Origin of the sequence: Pseudomonas sp. B7, from assembly GCF_016735645.1 — a bacterium.
Lineage (GTDB): Bacteria > Pseudomonadota > Gammaproteobacteria > Pseudomonadales > Pseudomonadaceae > Aquipseudomonas > Aquipseudomonas glycinae.
Genome location: NZ_JAERRE010000009.1, coordinates 265,138 through 281,262, shown reverse-complemented (window position 1 = coordinate 281,262; position 16,125 = coordinate 265,138). Strand labels below are relative to the sequence as shown.

The 16,125-nt window shown below is 62.9% G+C and carries 16 protein-coding genes and 1 pseudogene; 4 read left to right on the top strand and 13 right to left on the bottom strand.

Annotated features, from left to right (window positions below):
• Window positions 1-7: 7 nt before the first annotated feature.
• The 3 genes from imuA to JKA62_RS21120 are packed head-to-tail and all read right to left on the bottom strand — an operon-like array spanning window position 8 to window position 2,198.
• Window positions 8-625 carry a translesion DNA synthesis-associated protein ImuA gene (gene imuA, locus JKA62_RS21130; RefSeq protein ID WP_011334534.1) on the bottom strand — a complete coding sequence of 206 codons (618 nt, stop codon included), beginning with the start codon at window positions 623-625 and terminating at the stop codon, window positions 8-10.
• A complete protein-coding gene (lexA, locus tag JKA62_RS21125; RefSeq protein WP_201819277.1) occupies window positions 625-1,242 on the bottom strand; it encodes a transcriptional repressor LexA in 618 nt (205 codons plus the stop codon). Before lexA ends, imuA begins: the two co-directional genes overlap by 1 nt.
• Before the next feature lie 38 nt (window positions 1,243-1,280).
• The gene (locus JKA62_RS21120) at window positions 1,281-2,198 is read right to left on the bottom strand and encodes a LysR family transcriptional regulator (RefSeq protein WP_011334536.1); all 918 of its coding nucleotides are present in this window, start codon (window positions 2,196-2,198) and stop codon (window positions 1,281-1,283) included.
• A gap of 103 nt (window positions 2,199-2,301) precedes the next feature.
• Here JKA62_RS21120 and JKA62_RS21115 point away from each other — a divergent pair, with 103 nt between their 5' ends.
• The 3 genes from JKA62_RS21115 to JKA62_RS21105 all read left to right on the top strand — a co-directional run bounded on the left by JKA62_RS21115 (window position 2,302) and on the right by JKA62_RS21105 (window position 6,716).
• Complete coding sequence (locus tag JKA62_RS21115; protein ID WP_201819275.1) at window positions 2,302-4,059, top strand: amidohydrolase; 1,758 nt, start codon at window positions 2,302-2,304, stop codon at window positions 4,057-4,059.
• Between the two features lie 99 nt (window positions 4,060-4,158).
• Window positions 4,159-4,896: a TorF family putative porin gene (locus tag JKA62_RS21110; RefSeq protein WP_201819274.1), complete on the top strand. Its 738-nt coding sequence runs from the start codon at window positions 4,159-4,161 to the stop codon at window positions 4,894-4,896.
• A 161-nt stretch (window positions 4,897-5,057) separates the two neighbouring features.
• Window positions 5,058-6,716, top strand: coding sequence for a phosphoethanolamine transferase (locus JKA62_RS21105; RefSeq protein WP_201819273.1), 1,659 nt, complete (start codon window positions 5,058-5,060; stop codon window positions 6,714-6,716).
• A gap of 7 nt (window positions 6,717-6,723) precedes the next feature.
• Here the strand turns inward: JKA62_RS21105 and JKA62_RS21100 are convergent.
• The 4 genes and pseudogenes from JKA62_RS21100 to JKA62_RS21085 form a co-directional block, all read right to left on the bottom strand.
• Window positions 6,724-6,993, bottom strand: a pseudogene (locus tag JKA62_RS21100) (DUF971 domain-containing protein); the annotation flags it as partial.
• Window positions 6,990-7,952, bottom strand: coding sequence for a HEAT repeat domain-containing protein (locus JKA62_RS21095; RefSeq protein WP_201819271.1), 963 nt, complete (start codon window positions 7,950-7,952; stop codon window positions 6,990-6,992). The pseudogene JKA62_RS21100 and the gene JKA62_RS21095, both read right to left, overlap by 4 nt.
• Entirely contained in the window at window positions 7,949-8,797 is an 849-nt protein-coding gene (locus JKA62_RS21090; protein ID WP_011334542.1) for an ABC transporter ATP-binding protein, read from the bottom strand. Before JKA62_RS21090 ends, JKA62_RS21095 begins: the two co-directional genes overlap by 4 nt.
• On the bottom strand, window positions 8,797-9,579 hold the full coding sequence (locus JKA62_RS21085; RefSeq protein WP_201819270.1) for an ABC transporter permease: 783 nt from the start codon (window positions 9,577-9,579) through the stop codon (window positions 8,797-8,799). The genes JKA62_RS21090 and JKA62_RS21085 overlap by 1 nt, the downstream gene beginning before the upstream one ends.
• A gap of 18 nt (window positions 9,580-9,597) precedes the next feature.
• Here JKA62_RS21085 and JKA62_RS21080 point away from each other — a divergent pair, with 18 nt between their 5' ends.
• Window positions 9,598-9,825, top strand: coding sequence for a hypothetical protein (locus JKA62_RS21080; RefSeq protein ID WP_041475309.1), 228 nt, complete (start codon window positions 9,598-9,600; stop codon window positions 9,823-9,825).
• A gap of 7 nt (window positions 9,826-9,832) precedes the next feature.
• Here JKA62_RS21080 and JKA62_RS21075 read toward each other — a convergent pair whose 3' ends face one another.
• The 6 genes from JKA62_RS21075 to JKA62_RS21050 all read right to left on the bottom strand — a co-directional run bounded on the left by JKA62_RS21075 (window position 9,833) and on the right by JKA62_RS21050 (window position 16,058).
• Window positions 9,833-11,236 (bottom strand): ABC transporter substrate-binding protein, encoded by a 1,404-nt coding sequence (locus tag JKA62_RS21075; protein ID WP_201819269.1) that lies wholly within the window; start codon window positions 11,234-11,236, stop codon window positions 9,833-9,835.
• 110 nt (window positions 11,237-11,346) lie between these two features.
• On the bottom strand, window positions 11,347-11,592 hold the full coding sequence (locus tag JKA62_RS21070) for a 4Fe-4S dicluster domain-containing protein (protein ID WP_201819267.1): 246 nt from the start codon (window positions 11,590-11,592) through the stop codon (window positions 11,347-11,349).
• 25 nt (window positions 11,593-11,617) lie between these two features.
• Window positions 11,618-13,348, bottom strand: coding sequence for a fumarate reductase/succinate dehydrogenase flavoprotein subunit (locus tag JKA62_RS21065; RefSeq protein WP_201819265.1), 1,731 nt, complete (start codon window positions 13,346-13,348; stop codon window positions 11,618-11,620).
• Window positions 13,349-13,350: 2 nt separating this feature from the next.
• Window positions 13,351-14,097: a GntR family transcriptional regulator gene (locus JKA62_RS21060; RefSeq protein ID WP_011334546.1), complete on the bottom strand. Its 747-nt coding sequence runs from the start codon at window positions 14,095-14,097 to the stop codon at window positions 13,351-13,353.
• Between the two features lie 95 nt (window positions 14,098-14,192).
• Entirely contained in the window at window positions 14,193-15,161 is a 969-nt protein-coding gene (locus tag JKA62_RS21055; protein ID WP_201819263.1) for a Gfo/Idh/MocA family protein, read from the bottom strand.
• A 9-nt stretch (window positions 15,162-15,170) separates the two neighbouring features.
• Window positions 15,171-16,058, bottom strand: coding sequence for a Dyp-type peroxidase (locus tag JKA62_RS21050; protein ID WP_011334548.1), 888 nt, complete (start codon window positions 16,056-16,058; stop codon window positions 15,171-15,173).
• Window positions 16,059-16,125 lie beyond the last annotated feature (67 nt).

The following is a 16,125-nucleotide window of genomic DNA, read 5'->3' as shown; positions in this document are numbered from 1 at the left end:
GGCGACCTCAATGCCCCACGGTGAAGGCAATCGGTGCGCTGCGCGCCAGTCCGCCCCGGCACTTGAGCACGCGCAATTGCGCCGGGCGGGCATCGATGGCGATGCGCAGCGCGGCCGGCGACGGGTTGACCGCTTCGCTCAAGGGGCGCCACGCGAACGCCAGGGTCTGGCCGGTTTCCGCCGCCACCTGCAAACGGCGCAAGGCACGGTCATCGGCCTTGTGCGGCCAGCACAGCACCGCGCCGCAACTGCCCGAGCGCAGGCATTGCTCCGCCGCCCACAACGCATCGCGCTCGCTGGCCTGGATCACCGACAACTGCCGCAGATCGACCCCGGCATTGGCCCAGGCCTGCGGGTACGGCACGAACGGCGGCGCCACCAGCACAATGCGCTCGCCCGCCGCCGACAGCCGCGCCAGCGTCGGCCACACCAATTGCAATTCGCCGACACCGGGCCCGGCCAGCAGGATTTCGCTCAGCGCCGCTTCTGGCCAGCCGCCACTGGGCAACGCTGCGTCCAGCGCCGCGTGCCCGGTGGGTTGCGGGCTGGCGGCGGGTGGCGCAGGCCGGCCCTTCCAGACCTGGCCGCCATTGAACAGCGTATCCAGCGCAACGACGGCACCCATCAGCCTTGCCTCACCAGACCGCAGAACACCCCTTCGATAGCCAGGTCCTGATCGGCCCGCACCACAATCGGCTGGTACGCCGGGTTGCGCGGCAACAGGCGAACCTCATCGCCGACCCGCTCGAAGCGTTTGATCGTGACCTCACCGTCGAGTCGCGCCACCACGATCTGGCCATTGAGCGCTTCGGGGTTGCGTCGCACGCCGACCAGGTCGCCGTCGAAAATGCCGTCCTCGATCATCGAATCGCCCTGCACCCGCAGCATGTAGTCGGGCGTGCGGGAGAACAGCGCGGGATCGAGCATCAGCCGATTGTGCAGGTCGGCATCGGCACCGATGGGCGCACCAGCGGCCACCCGGCCGAGCACCGGGACTTCGAGCAGTTCCGGCCGCGCCGGCTGCCCGAGCAGGCGAATGCCCCGGGCCTGATGCGGGTTGACCTCGATAAACCCGGCTTCGGTGAGCGCCAGCACATGCTTGCGCGCCACGCTGCGGGAGGCAAAACCAAAAGCCTCGCTGATTTCAGCGAGGCTTGGGGGCTGACCGTGTTCGGCGATGCGTTCGCGGATAAAGGTCAGGATGGCGGTACGGCGGGGAGTCAGAGTCGTCATGGAGTACATTTGTACTCTTGTGGGATTTTCCTGACAAGCACCGCCAGTCAGCTCAAACCGCGCTCCGCGAGAAACCCCGCGATGTAATCAATGAACGCCACAACCTTGGCCGTCGCCCGTCGATGGCTCGGGTACACCGCCAGAATATGTGGCCCGAAGCTGTCCGGGTCGATCTCGTAATCGGCCATGACCCGCACCAGTCGCCCGTCGGCGATGTACGGCGCGGCACTCCACAGCGGCGTGTGCAGCAGGCCACGCCCGGCCAAGGCGCTGGCCAGCAGCAGGTCGTAATTGTCACTGCGCAACAGCGGCGCCGTCGGTTGCGCCAGGCTCAGGCGCTGGCCGTCGCGCTCGGCCCACCAGAATTCGCGGCTGAGCAACGGATGCCGGTACAGCAGCCATTCATGCTGATCGAGGGTTTGCGGCGTCACCGGCAAGCCCTTGCGCGCCAGGTATTCGGGGCTGCCGCACAGCGCCAGGCGATTGCTGCCGACCACCCGGGCGATCAACCCCGGCAAATCATCGTGCCCTTCACGCAACGCCAGGTCGTAACCGCTTTCCAGCAGATTGACGAATTCGTCGCACAAATCCACTTGCAGGCTGATCTGCGGGTATTGCTGCAAAAAGCCGTCACACACCTGATCAAGAAACGCCCGCCCGTAGGCCAGCGGTGCGGTGATTTTCAGGCTGCCGCGCAGGCCATGCTGCAACTGCTCGATTTCTTCGCTGGCCTCGTCCAGCCGTTGCAGCACCTGGCGTGCGGTTTCCAGATACAGCCGGCCGATTTCGGTCAGCAGAATCCGCCGCGTGCTGCGCTCGAACAGCCGCGCCCCAAGTTCGGATTCCAGATGATTGACCGCTTTGGTCAGGGCCGACGGGGTCTTGCCCAGTTGCTCGGCAGCGCGGCTGAAACTGCCGAGCTGCGCGGTGACCACGAACATTTTCAGTGCACCCAGCTTGTCCATGCTTTTTCCATTCAGGCAAAAACGTTTTTCGTGAGGGAGGCGTTCTGTCGGGCGTTGGCAGCCACTAATCTGGCCATCAGACGCAATAACAAGGAAATGTTCAATGAAAAGATTCATCCCGCATTTCACAAAAAATCTGCTGATCGCCGCTATGAGTTTTGCCTCGATGGAAGCCATGGCCGCCACCGATCTGGTGCTGCTCAATGGCAAGATTTTCACCGCCGACCGCGCTCAACCGAAGGTTCAGGCGCTGGCCGTGGAGAACGGCAAGGTGCTGAAAGTCGGCAGCGACGCGCAGATCAAGGCCTTGATCGAGCCCGGCACCCAGGTCATCGACCTGAAAGGTCAGGCGGTGATGCCCGGCCTGATCGACAGCCATTCCCACGCGATTTTCGGCGGACTGGAAATGGTCTCGGCCAACATGGAAGACGACGTGGTCAGTCTGGATGAACTGGAAAAACGCCTGCGCGGCTGGCGTGACGACGGCAAGGCCCGCCATGGCGACGTATTAAGCGTGGCCGGCATGAGTTCGGCGTATTGGGCCAAGGCTGAAGCGCTGGGCAAAATCTTCAATAACGGCGAATGGGCCGACGTGCCAGTGGTGTTCACCGGCAGCGATCACCACACCGCTTGGGCCAACAATGTGATGCTCAAACGTGCGGGCATCGACGCCGGACTGCTGAAAACCCTGCCGAACGCGGAAAAAGACACCCTCGGCAAACTGGCCAACGGTGAGCCGAACGGCTTTGTGGTCGATGCCGGTTGGGATCGGGTCGCCTCGAAAATGCCGGTGCCGAGCCCGGCCGACATGCTCAAGGCTGCGCAATCGGCGGTGCACTTCAATAACAGCCTCGGCATCACCGCGTGGATGGACCCCGCCGCCAACGCCGCACCGGGCGAGCCGGTGTTCGCCCTCAAGCCCACCGAGAAAACCGTCGGCGTGCTGCCGGCCTACAAGGCCCTGTCGGAAAGCGGCGGCATGACTGCCCACGTCGCCGCACTGCTGGTGGCCAATCCGAAAAGCGTCCCGGCCGATCTCGACACCCTCGACAAGGTGCGCCGGCAGTTTCAGGGCATTCCCAACCTGACGCTGCCGGGGATCAAGATCTTCGCCGACGGCGTGATCGAGTACCCGGCCCAGAGCGCGGCGATGATCGATCCCTACAGCAACTCGCACAAACAGGGCGAATTGCTGATCGATCCGCAGCATTTCGGCGAACTGGTCAGTGCCATCGACCAGCGCGGCTGGCTGGTGCACATCCACGCCATCGGCGACCGCGCGGTGCGCGAATCGCTGAACGGCATCGCCCAGGCGCGCAAGGACCGGCAAAGCGGCGTAACGCACTCGATCACCCACCTGCAAATGGTCAACCCGAAGGAGTTCGCCCGCTTCAAGCCGCTGAACGTGATTGCCTCGATGCAACTGCTGTGGGCCAGCGCCGACGACTACACCACCGACATGATCAAGCCTTACGTCAGCGCCCTCGCCTTTCGCTATCAATACCCGGCGCATTCGCTGCTCAAACAGGGCGCGACGATTGCCGGCGCCAGCGACTGGCCGGTGTCCTCGCCGAACCCGTGGAACGCCATGGCCCAGGCCATCACCCGCACCGGGCCGCTGGGCGTGCTCAACGCCGACGAACGCCTGGACCGTGAAACCATGTTCTACGCCTACACCGCCAACGCGGCGCGGACCATCGGCCTGGAACAACAGATCGGCTCGCTGAGCCCCGGCAAACAGGCCGATTTCATCGTGCTCGATCGCGACGTGTTCAGCGTCGACGACAAGGCCCTGCATGACACCCAGGTCCTGCAAACCTGGTTCGCCGGCCGTCAGGTCTACGCCCCTACCCTCCAATAACAATCGCCGTATCCGCTGCCCGACCCCGCGCCAGCCGCCGGGGTCCGGCGCAGCCTTGCCCGCTTCCTGCCCATAACAACCACAACAACGGGACTTCACATGAAAGCCTTGCCCTTGCTCGCCCTTAGTTCCTTGAGCCTGCTGCCCTTGAGCAGCCACGCAATTGCCCTGAACGATGATTTCGCGGTGCTGGTCGATCTGACCCTGGCCAGCGATTACCGCACCCGCGGCATCTCCCAGACCCAGAACGACCCGGCGGTGCAGGCCGGGCTGACCCTGGCCCACAGCAGCGGCCTGTACCTCGGCGCATGGAGTTCGAACGTCGATTTCGGTGGCGGCCTGAAAACCCGTCAGGAGGTCGATTACTACGCCGGCTGGCTGTGGCAGGCCACCGAGGCCGTGAGCCTGGATCTGGGCTACATCAAATACGCGTATCCCAAGGAGAGCCAGTTCAACCAGAGCGAGGTGTACTCGATTCTCAGCGCCTACGGCATGAAACTCGCGGCCTATTACTCCAGTGACGCGCCGGGCATCGACAGCAAACAGAGCTCGCTCTACAGCTACATCGGTTACGAAACCGAATTGCCGTTCGATTCCGGGCTGAAACTGCGCTACGGCAACATGGACTTCAAGGATCCGCATATGTATTCGGCGTCCGGTCACAGCGAAGAGTCCTACCGGGAGTGGGAAGTCAAACTGACCCACAACCTGGCCGGCGTGGTGCTGGGCCTGAGCTACATCGACACCGACCTCTCGCAGAGCCAGTGTCTGAGCAGTTGGGGCTTCAAGGACGTGTGCACGGCGACAGTCGTCGCCAGCATCAGCAAATCCTTCTGAACCGCCGCAGTTCTCCGTGGGAGCCGGCCTGCTGGCGCCCACGTTTTTTTGCACTTACCGTGATTTTGTTACCGGATGTTTACGGAATTTTTACCAATGCTCTTCTACAGTTACGCGCGTAACCGTATGGGTTTTCGACTGACGTAGAGGAAAGTATCGAAATGGCTTTGGGCAAAGGACTGCGTTTACCGTCCATCACTCCGACCCGCCTGGTGCTGCTGTTTTCGCTGGCACTGGTGGCGCTGTACAACCTGGCGACCTGGAAGGCGCTGGGAACATTGATCACTCTGCAAGGCGCACAGAAACTGGCGTTTTTCGCGTCCTTCGGGCTGTTTCTGTGGGCGGCGATCACCCTGTTACTGACCCTGGTGTCGTTTCGCTGGACGCTGAAACCGGCGTTGACCCTGGTGGCCCTGCTCTCGGCCTGCGCGGCGTACTTCATGAACGAGTACGGGATCACCATCGACACGGTGATGATCCAGAACGTGTTCGAAACCAATCCCGGGGAAGCCGCGGCGCTGTTCAGCGGCAAACTGCTGGCTTACGTGCTGTTGCTCGGTATGTTGCCGGCCGTGCTGATCTGGCGCTGGCCGGTGGTTTATCGGCCGTTCTTTCGGGGCTTGCTGAACAAGGTGCTGGTGATTGTGTCCTGCGTGCTGGTGATCGGCGCATCGGTGGGCGCGTTCTATTCGACCTACGCACCGATCTTTCGCGAGGAAGACAAGCTCACCCACTTCATCAACCCGACCAACTACATCTACGCGATCAGCAAATACACCAAGCAGCGGCTGGGGATCAAAAAGCATTTCGTGGTGCAGGCCATCGGCGAAGACGCGGTGATGAGCGCCAAGGCGGCCTCCCGCGAGAAGAAATCGCTGATGGTGTTCGTGGTCGGCGAAACCGCCCGGGCCGACCATTTCTCGCTCAACGGCTATGAGCGCGAGACCAATCCCGAGCTGAGCAAACTCGACATCCTCAATTTCACCCAGGTGCATTCCTGCGGCACTTCGACGGCGGTGTCGGTGCCGTGCATGTTCTCGATGTTCCCGCGCGAGGACTACAGCGACAAGAAAGGCAAAACCTACGAAGGCCTGCTGGACATCCTGCAACGGGCCGGCGTGCAGGTGCTGTGGCTGGACAACAACAGCGACTGCAAGGGCACTTGCCTGCGGGTGCCGAACCGCGACATCGCGAAGAACCAGCCGGGGCCGTTCTGCGACGGCAACAACTGCCTCGACGAAGCGCTGCTGGCCGACCTGCAAGGCTACATCGACAGCCTCAAGGGCAACGCGATCATCGTCCTGCACGCCGACGGCAGCCACGGCCCGGAATATTACGAGCGCTACCCCAAGGACATGGAGCGCTTCAAACCGATCTGCCACACCAACCAGCTGGGCAGTTGCAGCCGTGACGAACTGGTCAACGTCTACGACAACACGATCCTCTACACCGACCATTTCCTGGCCAAGGTGATCGAGCTGCTCAAGCGCAATCAGGATCATCTCGATACGTCGATGCTGTACGTCTCCGACCATGGCGAATCGCTGGGCGAGAACGGCCTGTACCTGCACGCCGCGCCTTATGCGCTGGCGCCGGAAGCGCAGACCCATGTGCCGATGGTGATGTGGTTCGGCAACAACACCCTGGCGCAACTGGGCATCGACCGTGGCTGCCTGCAAGGCAAAAGCAGCCAGCCGGATCTGAGCCACGACAACCTGTTCCATTCGGTGCTCGGGTTGTTCGAAGTCAGGACGTCGCTGTATCAGCCGGGGCTGGATATTTTCCATGGCTGTCGGCCGGCGATGACGGCGGGACAGTGATCCCCTCAAGCTGCTCGAGATAGGCCCACGGGTAAATCCCGCGCTGATGGCCATCGCTGAACACCAGTTGCAGGCCGTAGCCCTGAGCGTTCAATTCGATAACCCGCACACGCGGGTCAACCAACGGTGGCGAGCCCCGCAGACGAAACGCCCGGCATTGCGAGCACGGGCATTGGCGGCGCAGTTCGGCATGGTCGAGCAGTTGCTCGCGGCCATCCGGCCAGTTCAGCCGCAAGCGGTGTTCGCTTTGGGAATTACCGACCGACAGCGGATTCATTGCAGCTGACTCAAGGCAATCCGCACGGCTTTGCGCACTTCCGGGTCGCCGTCGTCCTGCGCAGCCTGCAATGCGGCCACGGCCCCGCGATCATTCAACTCGCCCAGCGCCAGCGCGGCTTCCTTGCGCAGGTTGCTGATGCGATGACCGAGGGTGTCGATCAGGGCATCGAGGGCTGCGACGTACTTGAGTCGCCCGAGGCTGCGGGTGGCGCGCAGGCGAACCTGCCAGTAGTCGTCGGCCAAGGCTTCGATCAGCGCCGGGCCCGCGTCGGTATGGCCGACCTTGCCAAGGGTGGTCGCGGCTTCTTCGCGCACTTGCCAGGCCTGGTCCTGCAAGGCTTGACGCAACGCGGGCAGCACTTCGGCGTCACTTGCCAAACCCAGGGCGCCGGTGGCGGCGCGGCGTACTTCGGTGTCCGGGTCATCACTCGCCAGGCGGGCCAGTGCCGGCAACGCGTCGAGTTGCTTGAGCCAGCCGAGCACGCCGACGGCTTCGCGGCGCACACTGGCATCGGCATCGTTCAGCGCCTGAATCGCGGCCGGCGCAGCGCCGGGGAAACGCAACTCGCGCAAGGCCCGGAACGCGGCAATCCGCACGCCGGTTTCGGCATGGGCGGTCCACGGCAGAATCACCCTGCCCGCCGCTTCGATCTTGAGCAGGCTCAGGCTCTGCGCCGCAGCGGCTTGCACCGCCGGCGACGGATCCGTCAGCGCCTGGCACAGCGCTTCAACCACCGGCTCGTCTTCCCAGGCCTCCAGCAGGCGCGCCGCTTCGGCACGCACTTCTTCGGCGGGGTCTTCGGCCAGACGCTCGACCAGCCAGAGCAGACCGTCCGGCTCTTCGAGGTCGGCCAGGTCGATCAGGGCAATCCGCCGTACACCGGCGTCATCAGCGGTCAGGCGCGGTTGCAGGGCGAGAATGGCGTCGTTATCGGTCACAGCAAAAAATGAGGTCACAGGGCAAATCTCGGCAAGGAGTTTTCAGGAGGCAAACCGAGCGGATTGAGGCGCGGCAGCGGTCGGTCGTTGTCGTGGCGCAGCAGGTCGAGGCAGTGGCGCTTGAGGCGCGAGAATTCGTGACTGGTCACCAGTTCGGTGGTGCGTGGCCGGGGGAAATCCAGGCGCAAGTCTTCGATGATCCGCCCCGGCCGCGCGCTCATCACCAGCAAGCGATCGGCGAGGAACAGCGCTTCGTCGATGTCATGGGTGACGAACACCACGGTGGTGCGAATCCGCGTCCAGATGTCCAGCAGCAGTTCCTGCATGTTCAGTCGGGTCAGCGCGTCCAGTGCGCCGAAGGGCTCGTCCATCAGCAACAGCCGTGGCCGATTGACCAGCACCCGGGCGATTTCCACCCGTTGCTGCATGCCGCCGGACAGTTGATCCGGCCAGCGTTCGGCGAAACCTTCGAGGCCGACCAGTTTGAGGATGTCGTCGGCGGCACGATGGCGTTCGGCTTTGCCGATGCCGCGCATCTTCAGGCCGAAGGCAACGTTGTCGCGCACCGTGCGCCACGGGAACAGCGTGTGATGCTGAAACACCATGCCGCGCTGTGGCGACGGGCCGGACACTTCGGCGCCATCGACTTTCAACTGCCCGCCATGGGGTTGCAGATGCCCGGCCAGCGCACCGAGCAAGGTCGACTTGCCGCAACCGGAGGGGCCGAGAATGCACACGAACTGGCCCGGTTCGATTTGGCAGTCCAGCCCCTGCACCGCTTCAAACGCTTGCCGGCCTTCGCCGAGGACGATGGATAACTGGCGGATGTCGATCCGCCCTTCCGGAGTTTGCATCACGCTCATCAGGCTTTTCCTCGTGGTCGATGCCAGGGCGTGAACAGCCCGCCCAGGCGTTTGATCAGCAGGCTGCTGCCCATGCCCAACACGCCGATCAGCAACATGCCGACCACGATGTCGGCGTAGTTCTGGATGGTGTAGGACTCCCAGGTGTAGTAACCGATGCCGAACTGACCGGAGATCATTTCGGCGGTCACCAGACAGAACCACGAGGTGCCCATGCCGATGGCGAGCCCGGTGATGATGCTCGGTGCGGCGCCCGGCAGGATCACTTCCAGCAGGATCGCCCGACGCCCGGCCCCGAGGCTTTTGGCCGAGGCGATCAGCCGCGGGTCGACGCCTTCGACGCCGTGCACGGTGTTGAGCAGGATCGGGAACAGTGCGCCGGTGAAGGTGATGAAGACCATCGACAGTTCCGACGACGGGAACATCAGGATGGCCAGTGGAATCCATGCCACGGCGGGGATTGGGCGCAGTACTTCCAGCGGTGGCAGCAGCAGGTCTTCGGCCCATTTCGAACGGCCGATGGACAGGCCCAGGGCGATGCCGATCACCAGCGCCGCGAGGTAGCCGGCGAAGACCCGGCCAAGGCTGGCGGTCAGGTGCTGGATGAGCTTGCCGGAGTCGCCGAGGCCGAGGGCGGCTTCGATCACGGCCAGCGGGGTCGGGACGTTGGCGAAGGTGACGAGGCCGAGGTTCCAGTGGTGGCTGGCGGCTAGTTGCCAGAAGAGCAGGCAGAACGCTATGGAGGTTGCTCTGGTGGTCCAGCGGGCTTTCGGGATTTTCATGGATCGGAATTCCGTGTGATGACTGAGATCGAACCCCCTCACCCCAGCCCTCTCCCCCAAGGGGGCGAGGGGGAAAGGGGGCAGATCTTCAAGCCTTTCAAAACCTGTACCCGACTCGAGAACGAGCAGATGTTCATGATTTTCAAACCTGAGTTCGGCTCGATATCTCAGGTCGGCGTAACTCTCCAGAACAACACCGTCAGTCCCCTCTCCCTCCGGGAGAGGGTTAGGGTGAGGGGCTTTTGATCTGCTGTTAGCGGGTGGCCACGGCCTGGGTGGTAGCGTCGGTAAAGTCGAGGACTTTGCCGCCCTGAGCCGTGGCAAATTGCTGCGCCTGGCCCTTGAGCAAAAACGCGCTGAGCCGCCCCTTCGCATCACTGGCAAACCACGCCTGCTCTGCCAGCAACTTGATCCCGCTGTCACTCGCCTGCGCATACACCGCACGGATGTTTTTACCTTCCGATTTCAGGCCGGCCAGCGCGGTGAACGCCTCTTCAGCCGAGGCATACCGCCGGACCTTGTCCTCACCGCGCACCCAGATTTCCGCAACATGACTGAAATCCGAAATGGCTTTCCCGGTCAGCGCATCGACCGACTTCAAAGGCGTCTGCGCGTAGTTGGCCAGTTGCGCCGTGTAATCCAGATTCGAAGCCTTGAACGCCGCACGGATGTACTGATCGTCGATAAAGGTGTTCAGGTCGAGCCCGCGATCGGCCTTCTTCAGCAGCTTCAGCGTGTCGATGGCCGTTCCCACAGCCTGGCGATACTCCGGCTTCCAGCTCAGGTCGCGGGTCTGCACGCCGAGCGGGCCGTGGAACAGGTAGTTGACCTCGGCATCGACGCCGGTGACCTTGGCGATCAGTTCGCTGTATTTCTCCGGTTCGGCAGCCAGCAGTTGATTGGCCTCGATGCTCGCGCGCAGGTAGGCGACGACGATTTCCGGGTACTTCCTGGCGTAGGTCTGATCGACCAGCGCACCGTGGAACGTCGGTGCATTGGCCTGGGCGCCGTCGTAGATCTTGCGGGCGAAGCCGCGGCTCGGGAACAGTTCGGCAAACGGTACGAAGTCGGCGTGGGCGTCGATTTTGCCGGCCTGCAACGCGGAGCCTGCGACCTCTGGCGGCTGGGCGATGATGTTCACGTCCTTGAGCGGATCCCAGCCCTGCTCCGCCACGGCGCGCAGCAACATGCCGTGGGCGGTGGAGGCGAACGGCACGGAGATGGTCTTGCCCTTGAGTTCGCTCAACGACTGCACGCCAGACGCGCTCGGCACCACGATGCCGTTGCCGCTGCCCTTGATGCTGCCCGACAGCACGCTGATGAACAGACTGTGTTTGCCGGCGGTTTCAAACGCCACGCCGTTGAACGCACCGGGGAAATCGGCCATGGCGCCGAAGTCGAGTTTGCCGGCGACCATCTCGTTGGTCAGCGGTGCGCCGCTGGTGAAGTTCTTCCATTGCACATCGTACTTGGCCTCCTTGTAGGCGCCGTCGTGAGGCAGGTATTTGTCGAGCAGGCCCAGTTCGCGAATCAACAGGCCGCCGGCGGCGCAATTGATGGTGGTGTCCTGGGTGCCGATGGCGATGCGGATGGTTTCGGCGGAGGCCGACAGGGTGAACGAAGCCAGTACCAGACCGGCGATTGCTGCACGCAACATGGTTGAATCCCCTCGAATCATTTATAGGATGTTCGTCTCCGCCGCGATCAGGGCGCGGTGGGAAACGAGGGGTGTGTTGAATCAGGCGTCCGGTGTTGCCGGATAGCGTTTCAGCGAAGCAGGTACGGGATTTCGACTTTCACCGCACCGGTCGGGCAGTCCTTTTCGCAAGGCATGCAGTACCAGCATTCATCGAAGGCCATGTAGGCCTTTTGCGTGGCCGGGTTGATCGCCAGCAGGTCCAACGGGCAGACATCGACGCACACGGTGCAGCCCTTTTCGGCGATGCATTTGTCCTCGTCCACGGTGACGGGGGCGTTGGAGCGGAAGAAGATTTCCTGGGCTTGGTAGGCCATGGTTCGGACTCTCTCTAGTGATGCCTCAAGCGGCGAAAGCGCCGACCCGGAGGCGGTCGTAGGCCTGCATTTCCTCGGCATCGAGGGGGATGATGTAAGGCTCGACGGCTTTCTTGAAACTGGTCATGCGCCCGTCCTCGCCCTTCTTCAGGTGGCAATGGCAGAACCATTCGCGGTCGTCCCGTTGCGGATGATCGACGCGGTAGTGGTACAGGCCCCAGCGACTTTCGGCGCGGAACAGCGAAGCGCGGGCGGCCATTTCGGCGCAGTCGCGGATCACGCTGGTTTCCATGGCGCGCATCAGTTCGTGGGCGTTGTTGGCCTTCATCTCGTTGAGATCGCGCTCGATGTCGCTGAAGCGTTGCAGGCCGATTTCCATTTTTTTGGTCACTTTCGGCGGTTGCAGGTAGTCGTTGACGAAGCGCCGCAGCTTGTACTCCACCTGGGCTGGCGGCAGACCGTGTTCGCGATCCAGCGGTGCATAGACCCGGGCCTTTTCCTTTTCGATCTGCTCGGCATCCAGCACGGAGAACTCGCGCCCGGCAACAAACTCCGCCGCGTTGTTGCCCGCGAACCAGCCGTAGGTGAACGCGCCAAGCATGTAGTTGTGCGGCACGGCGGCCATGTCACCGGCCGAGTACAAACCTTTCACCGAGGTTTCGGCGCGCTCGTTGACCCACACGCCGGACGCCGAGTGGCCGCTGCAAAAACCGATTTCCGAGATGTGCATCTCGACCATCTGCGTGCGGTAATCCGTGCAGCGATTGGCATGGAACTGGCCGCGACTCGGACGTTCGTTGCTGTGGAGGATTTCCTCGATGTTCTGGATGGTTTCCTCGGCCAGGTGATCGAGCTTGAGGAACACCGGACCGTTGCCGCTTTCCAGTTCCTGGTGGAATTCCCACATCATCTGCCCGCTCCAGTAGTCGCACTCGATGAAGCGTTCGCCCTTGTTGTTGGCGGTGTAGCCACCGAGCGGGCCGGTGACGTAGGCGCAGGCCGGGCCGTTGTAATCCTTGATCAGCGGGTTGATCTGGAAGCACTCGAGGTTCGCCAGTTCGGCCCCGGCGTGATACGCCATGGCGTAACCGTCGCCGGCGTTGGTCGGGTTTTCGTAGGTGCCCATCAGATAACCCGAGGACGGCAGACCGAGGCGCCCGGCAGCGCCACACGCGAGGATCACTGCCTTGGCCTTGATCACATGGAAGTCGGCAGTGCGGCAGTCGAACCCCATCACACCGTTGACGGCGCCCTCCTCGTCAGTCAGCAAACGGGTGCAGACCAGGCGGTTGGTGATGCTCACCCGCGCGCGCTTCAACTGGCGATACAGGACTTTTTTGATGTCGTGCCCTTCCGGCATCGGCAGCACGTAGGCGCCCATGTGGTGGACTTTCTTCACCGCGTAATCGCCGGTTTCGTCCTTCTCGAACTTCACGCCCCAGCGGTCGAGCTGCTCGATGGTTTCGAAACTGTGGGTGGCGTAGGCATAGACCGCTGCCTGATTGACGATGCCGTCGTTGGCGATGGTGATTTCCTTGGTGTACTGCTCGGGCGTCGAGTGGCCGGGAATGATTGCGTTGTTCAGGCCGTCCATGCCCATGCTGATCGCGCCGCTGCGCTTGACGTTGGCCTTGTCGACCAGCAGCACGCGCAGTTCCTTGTTCTTTTCCTTGGCCTTGATCGCGGCCATCGGGCCGGCAGTGCCGCCGCCGATCACGACGATGTCGTATTCCTGTTCGAGGGTGTTGCGGGTCATGGTCACGCCCCTTTTTGCCGGTCGATCCGCAGGCGGTACTGGAACGCATCGCCACGGTAGTAAAGGTGTTCAAAGTCCAACGGCTGGCCGTGAGCGTCGTGGGTCAGCCGCTCGATGCGCATGATCGGCGAGCCGGCCTCGACGTTCAGCGCCTGAGTCAGGTCGCTGTCGGCCAGCACCGCGTCGATGGCCAGATCGGCATGGCCGAGGGCGATGCCGCAGTCGTTTTCGAGGATCAGGAAGATGTCGCGGGTGACCAGATCGGCCTTCTCCAGCCGCTCGCCGACGGCTTTGGGCAGGTAGGTGATTTCCAGCGAAATCGGCTCGCGGTTGATCAGCCGTACACGCTTTATCTGCGCGACGATTTCGCCTTCGGCGACCTGCAAACGCTCGGCAACCAGTTTGTCGGCGGCGATGAATTTGAAGCTGCGCAGGCGGTTGATCACCTCGTAGCCACGGCCGGTCATGGACTCGGCGAGGCCTTGCAGGGTGCTGACGTTTTGAAAGGTCTTGGGTTTGGCGACGAAGGTGCCTTTGCCGTGGATCTTGAAGATCAGCCCTTCTTTCTGCAGATCGCCCAGGGCCTGGCGCACGGTGATGCGGCTGACCTTGAACAGCGTTCCAAGCTCGCTTTCGGACGGCATCTGGCTGTCTTGCGGGTATTCGCCGTCGAGGATGCGGGCGCGCAGTACGTCGCGCAGTTGGGTGTGCAGCGGGACGCTGCCCAGGGAGAGAACGTTATCGGTCATCACGGGATCACTTGTCATAACGAGTTATGACGTGATCTTAGAGACGTTATGACAAGTTTGAGAAATATTGTTTGGGCATAACCTTAGATGCGCCTTCAGTGGCGCTTGAGGATCTGATCCATGACCCAATCAGTCTTCAGGGCCTCGGCGGCGATTGCCGGGTGCCGGGACTCACCGCGAATCTGCGCGTTCATACCGAGTACGTGATGCCACTGGATGTGTTCGTGATGGGGGATTTCCAGGCTGATGTGTTCGTCGGCATGCAGCTCGACCGGATGCTCGTCGAACACCGAAAAGCCGATCCGCCCTTGGCTGCCAATGATCTCGACCCGATCCTCACGGCGATCCGCAACAAAGTTCCAGCAACCCATGCCCAGTGCGCCCGAGGCGAATCGCCAACTGGCGCTGACCGCATCCTCCGCCGCGTACAACCCGGCCTGACGCGCGGTGAAACCGGCGACTTCGACGATGTCGCCGAGCAGGTACTGGAACAGGTCAAAACCATGGCTGGCCAGATCCGCAAAATACCCGCCCCCGGCGACCGCCGAATCGGTGCGCCAGTTTGCGCTGCCGTCCAGATCCTTGGGCGATGGTGCCTTGGTCAGCGTCCAGCTCAGATGCCGCACCTGGCCGATGCGGCCCTGCTCCAGCCACTGCCGAACCTGCTGGAAACGCGGGAACGAACGGCGGTAATAGGAGACGAACAGGTGCAGACCAGCCTCGGCGAACGCCTGCTGCATCTCGCGGCTTTGCCCGGCGTTGAGCGCCATGGGTTTCTCCACGCAGCAGTGCTTGCCGGCGGCGGCGACTTTCAGGCTGTAGGTGTGGTGGCTATCGGGTGGTGTGGCGATGTACACCGCGTCCACCTCGGGGTCGTTGATCAGGGCATCGACGTCGGTGTACGTCCGAGCGATGCCGTGGCGCGCGGCGTAATCGGTCACCGCTTCGAGACGTCGCCCCATCACCGCCACCAACGCCGAGCCGGGCGCCTTGTAGAAGGCCGGCCCGCTCTTGCGTTCGGCGACGCTGCCGCAACCGATCATGTCCCAACGCACCACGTTCATGCTTGTGCCTCAGCCGATGCGCAGTGCGCGCAGATCGAGGTGGCCGTTTTGCAGCGGCGGGCACCAGTAATAGCCGCCGGTGATCGGCCGGCTGATGCGATAGAGACCGTCGGTGATGCCGTCTTCCAGACCGCTCATACGGCGCAGTTGCGCTTCAAAGGCATCGAGGGAGAAGCCGAACGCCAGGAACATCAGGCCGGCGCGGTCGCCTTCGATCCACGGCATCGAACGACGCACGACGAAGGCTTCCGGGGCGAAGCTTTCCTGGGCGGTGCGTTTGACGTGGGCGGACACCGGGGCGTCGTCGATCTCTTCGTTGTCGCTCAGGCGACGGCCCATGATGTTGTCCTTGTCCTCGGCGGACAACGCATGGAAACCCTTGAGGTCGTGCTGCCATTGCTGGATTGCGGCGAAGCTGCCACCGACCAGACCGTCCGCGCCGTCACTTTGCAGTGCGGCGGCGATGGCGGCTTCGTCGTGCGGGTTTTCGGTGCCGTCTTCATAACCGGTGAGGTCATGGCCGTCCTTATGGCGAAAGGCCTCCTGCATCTGCACCAGACGCAGCGCCGGGGCCAGTGCGGCCTCAAGTGCGGTGCTGCGATTGAGCAGATCGCCACGGTCGACACCGTGCAGCCAGACCCACAGGGCGTGCTGGGTCGACGGGTTTTCCACGCCAACGCCGGTCAGCGCCGGGAAGCTGCGCAGGCCGTCGATGTTCACCTTCAGGGCCTTGGCCAGGGATTCACCGAAACCGACCACCGCCGACTTGCCGTCCACCAGGTTCAGCAGGTTGTCGATCGCCTGCGGCAGCGCTTCAACCGAATCAAGGGCGAAAAACAGGTGACGTGCTTGTGGCGGAACGGGGGTGGCGAGGATGCCCGGCTGGTAGTAACTCATGTCGACTCCTTGGAAAGAGCGCGGAGTTTAACTGTAGGCGGAGGGTTTGTGGGGGATTGAAATGGGT

Bases quoted from the DNA above. Each gene is read 5' to 3' on its own strand.
- imuA (WP_011334534.1), bottom strand. From the start codon at position 625: ATGGGTGCCGTCGTTGCGCTGGATACGCTGTTCAATGGCGGCCAGGTC.
- JKA62_RS21070 (WP_201819267.1), bottom strand. From the start codon at position 11,592: ATGGCCTACCAAGCCCAGGAAATCTTCTTCCGCTCCAACGCCCCCGTC.
- JKA62_RS21055 (WP_201819263.1), bottom strand. From the start codon at position 15,161: ATGAACGTGGTGCGTTGGGACATGATCGGTTGCGGCAGCGTCGCCGAA.
- JKA62_RS21065 (WP_201819265.1), bottom strand. From the start codon at position 13,348: ATGACCCGCAACACCCTCGAACAGGAATACGACATCGTCGTGATCGGC.
- JKA62_RS21085 (WP_201819270.1), bottom strand. From the start codon at position 9,579: ATGAAAATCCCGAAAGCCCGCTGGACCACCAGAGCAACCTCCATAGCG.
- JKA62_RS21105 (WP_201819273.1), top strand. From the start codon at position 5,058: ATGGCTTTGGGCAAAGGACTGCGTTTACCGTCCATCACTCCGACCCGC.
- JKA62_RS21060 (WP_011334546.1), bottom strand. From the start codon at position 14,097: ATGACCGATAACGTTCTCTCCCTGGGCAGCGTCCCGCTGCACACCCAA.
- JKA62_RS21075 (WP_201819269.1), bottom strand. From the start codon at position 11,236: ATGTTGCGTGCAGCAATCGCCGGTCTGGTACTGGCTTCGTTCACCCTG.
- JKA62_RS21080 (WP_041475309.1), top strand. From the start codon at position 9,598: ATGACTGAGATCGAACCCCCTCACCCCAGCCCTCTCCCCCAAGGGGGC.
- JKA62_RS21090 (WP_011334542.1), bottom strand. From the start codon at position 8,797: ATGAGCGTGATGCAAACTCCGGAAGGGCGGATCGACATCCGCCAGTTA.
- JKA62_RS21115 (WP_201819275.1), top strand. From the start codon at position 2,302: ATGAAAAGATTCATCCCGCATTTCACAAAAAATCTGCTGATCGCCGCT.
- JKA62_RS21050 (WP_011334548.1), bottom strand. From the start codon at position 16,058: ATGAGTTACTACCAGCCGGGCATCCTCGCCACCCCCGTTCCGCCACAA.
- JKA62_RS21120 (WP_011334536.1), bottom strand. From the start codon at position 2,198: ATGGACAAGCTGGGTGCACTGAAAATGTTCGTGGTCACCGCGCAGCTC.
- JKA62_RS21110 (WP_201819274.1), top strand. From the start codon at position 4,159: ATGAAAGCCTTGCCCTTGCTCGCCCTTAGTTCCTTGAGCCTGCTGCCC.
- lexA (WP_201819277.1), bottom strand. From the start codon at position 1,242: ATGTACTCCATGACGACTCTGACTCCCCGCCGTACCGCCATCCTGACC.